The sequence below is a fragment of the Vulcanococcus sp. CPBay_Sum15L08_68 genome (genome assembly GCF_017855895.1).
Lineage (GTDB): Bacteria > Cyanobacteriota > Cyanobacteriia > PCC-6307 > Cyanobiaceae > Vulcanococcus.
On sequence record NZ_JAFMFX010000115.1, the window covers coordinates 1 to 2795 of the forward strand.

A 2795-nucleotide genomic window follows, 5' to 3' on the forward strand; every position below is an offset into this window, starting at 1 on the left:
GGGCGATACTGGATTCGAACCAGTGACCCCTTCCGTGTGAAGGAAGTGCGCTACCGCTGTGCTAATCGCCCGCGTGCGCTCATCGCTCGCGCAGTCAGAGCTTAGATCATGGCCGCGCGGCGGGCCTACTCAGCGCCGCCGCGGAAGAGGTGGTTGTGGCTCGCTGAATAGAGCTTGGAGCGGGGGCCCCCAGGGGCCGCGAGGGCGGGGCTCACCACGTAGAGGGTCGTGCGGATCAGCTCGCGCTCGCGGCTGACCCGATCGATGTCCTTCAGGGGGACAACGCTGATCCACTCATCGGGCCAGCTGACGCGATAGCCAATGGCCACAGGGGTGTCCGCTGGATAGTGCAGCAGCAGTTCACGCTGCACCTCCTCGACGTGCCGAGCACTGAGGTACAGGCAGAGGGAGGCCTTGAGCGATGCCAGACGCTCCAGGGACTCGCTCTCTGGCACGCCGGTTCGCCCCCCTGCCCTGCCAAGCACAATCGTCTGCACCAGTCCGGGAATGGTGAGCTCGCTGTTCAGGCGGGCGGCAGTGGCCTGATAAGCACTGAGTCCGGGGACGACCTCCACGGCAACATCGGCATCGAGCAAGCGGCAGAGCTGTTCGTTGAGGGCGCTGTAGAGGCAAGTGTCTCCGTCATGCAGGCGCACCACGCGCTTGCCCTGCTTGACGCGATCGAGCATCAGCAGCATCACCTCCTCCAAGGTCAGGGTGCTGGTTCGGATCCGCTCGCAGTCCTGGGGCGCCATTGCCGCCAGCTGAGGATTGACCAGCGAATCGGTCCAGATCAGGACCTCCGCTTGTTCAATCGTTCTGGCTGCCCGCAGGGTCAGCAGATCGGGAGCGCCTGGGCCCGCTCCAACAATCCAGACCTTTCCCGTGGTCGTGCTCATGGCTTCACTCCGCTGGGGTCGGGTAGGGGGCGTTTGCGGCCATAGAGCCAGTAGAGGCCCAAGCCACCCAGCGCGATCAAGACCAGGCTGATCAGCTGGGCCATGCGCAGTCCACCGGCGCAGTAGGGCGGTGTCCCCATCAGGCAGAGCGGATCAATCCGCAGTCCTTCAATCCAAAGGCGACCGCAGCTGTAACTCATCAGATAGACGCAGCTCAGGGCGCCAGCAGGCAGTGCGATCCGCCCTTCCATTCCCCGCCGAAACAGCCAGAGCAGCAGCAGCAGGACGCCCAGGTTCCAGATCGACTCGTAGAGAAAGGTCGGGTGAAAGGTCGATTGATCGAGAAATTCAACCGGTCGGTTCGAAAACGGGATGGTCAGCTTCCAGGGAAGGTCCGTGGGAAGACCGAAGGCCTCGGAATTAAAAAAGTTCCCCCAGCGACCGATGGCCTGGCCCAGTGCCACCGAGGGAAGCAGGACATCCAGCAGATTCCAGAAGGCGATCTTGCGCCAGCGGCTGTACAGGATCACCGCCAAGGTCCCACCAATCAGGGCCCCGTGGATGGCAATGCCGCCGCGCCAGATGGCCAGTGCATCCAGCCAGTTGAAGCGGTACTGACGCCACTCAAAGGTGACGTAGTAGATCCGGGCACCAACGACGGCCGCCAGGACCAGCAGTGGCAGCAGATCGGCGATCAACGTCGAATCGATGCCCCGCTCTTTGCCCAGGCGGGTGGCCAGGGCGAGTCCGCAGAGCACCGCAATCGCGATGAGCAGCCCGTACCAACGCAAAGAAAATGGCCCCAGCTGAAACAGCAAGGGGCCAGGGGAGGTGAACACAGCGAAGGGCATCAAAGGCCTTCGGCGGCCTGCACCTTCTCGAACTGCTTCTTCTTCAGAACAAGCATGATCTGGGCAAGAGCCACGGCGGCGAAGAAGGCCAGCAAGCCGTAGATGCGCACGGGGTTCTGCAGAACGACCTCAGCATCCAGTTGACCGAAGCCACCCACGTTGGGGTCATTGGTCAGGGCTGCACCAGCGGCGACCACATCGCCCACTTGGGCAGTGACGGTGGGGCCAGCGGGGATGGTGTCGCTCACGCTGTTGCCGTCGGCGGTCTTGATGACGACAACGGAGGCACCGGCGTCACCGGCGTTGATCGCTTCAACGGTGCCAGCAGCAGAAGCGTTAAAGACGCCGTTGTTGCTCTTCTCACCGGTGGGGTACACCTGACCGCGGCCGCGGTTACCGCCGACGTGCAGCTGGAACTTGCCGAAGTGGATGTTGCTATCGGCAGCGGGGTCAGGCGAGAGGATCGGGAAGACGATCTTCTGGTGGTCATCGCCGGGCAGGGGACCGACCAACAGGATGTTGGGGTTCTCTTCGTCCCAGGTGGTGACGTAAACGCCTTCGGTCTCTTCCTTGAGTTCGTCGGTCAGACGATCAGCGGGAGCGAGTTTGAAACCGTCGGGAAGCATCACGACAGCACCCACGTTCAGGCCGGTGGGAGAGCCATCGCCAGACACCTGCTGAACGCTGGTGTCGTAAGGGATCTCGACTTCAACCTTGAAGACCTCATCGGGGAAGACCGCTTGGGGCAGTTCCACGTGGGTGGGCTTCTTCGCCAGGTGGCAGTTGGCGCAGGCCAGCTTGCCGGTGGCTTCCCGGGGGTAGTCGTACTGCTGCTGTGCCCAGAAGGGATAAGCCCAGCTGGCCTGAGGAGCAAAGAAGAGTGCGCCGAGAACCAGAACCGAACTCAGCAGCAGGGAGAAGGAGCGACGCATGGGGCGTGGGGGCGAGAGGGAAACGGTTGGGGAGGAGATCAGACCCACCAGGGCTTCTCGCCGGTGCGGAAATCGGTTTCGGTCCACTGGCTCAGGAACACGTTGTCGTTCTC

General features: G+C 62.9%; 3 protein-coding genes, 1 tRNA gene and 1 pseudogene. All 5 read right to left on the bottom strand.

The features are described from left to right. A tRNA-Val gene (locus QZ189_RS11045) sits at nt 1-71 on the bottom strand. A gap of 54 nt (nt 72-125) precedes the next feature. Beyond that, a complete protein-coding gene (gene cobM, locus QZ189_RS11050) occupies nt 126-899 on the bottom strand; it encodes a precorrin-4 C(11)-methyltransferase (protein WP_247479231.1) in 774 nt (257 codons plus the stop codon). After that, a complete protein-coding gene (gene lgt, locus QZ189_RS11055; protein ID WP_296416035.1) occupies nt 896-1738 on the bottom strand; it encodes a prolipoprotein diacylglyceryl transferase in 843 nt (280 codons plus the stop codon). Before lgt ends, cobM begins: the two co-directional genes overlap by 4 nt. An 11-nt stretch (nt 1739-1749) precedes the next feature. After that, nucleotides 1750-2682 (bottom strand): cytochrome f, encoded by a 933-nt coding sequence (gene petA, locus QZ189_RS11060; RefSeq protein ID WP_247479742.1) that lies wholly within the window; start codon nt 2680-2682, stop codon nt 1750-1752. A 38-nt stretch (nt 2683-2720) separates the two neighbouring features. Continuing rightward, nucleotides 2721-2795: pseudogene (locus QZ189_RS11065) on the bottom strand (cytochrome b6-f complex iron-sulfur subunit); the annotation flags it as partial.

What these genes read in the sequence shown, in the direction of transcription:
- cobM (WP_247479231.1), bottom strand. Translation starts at nt 899, where the DNA reads ATGAGCACGACCACGGGAAAGGTCTGGATTGTTGGAGCGGGCCCAGGC.
- petA (WP_247479742.1), bottom strand. Translation starts at nt 2,682, where the DNA reads ATGCGTCGCTCCTTCTCCCTGCTGCTGAGTTCGGTTCTGGTTCTCGGC.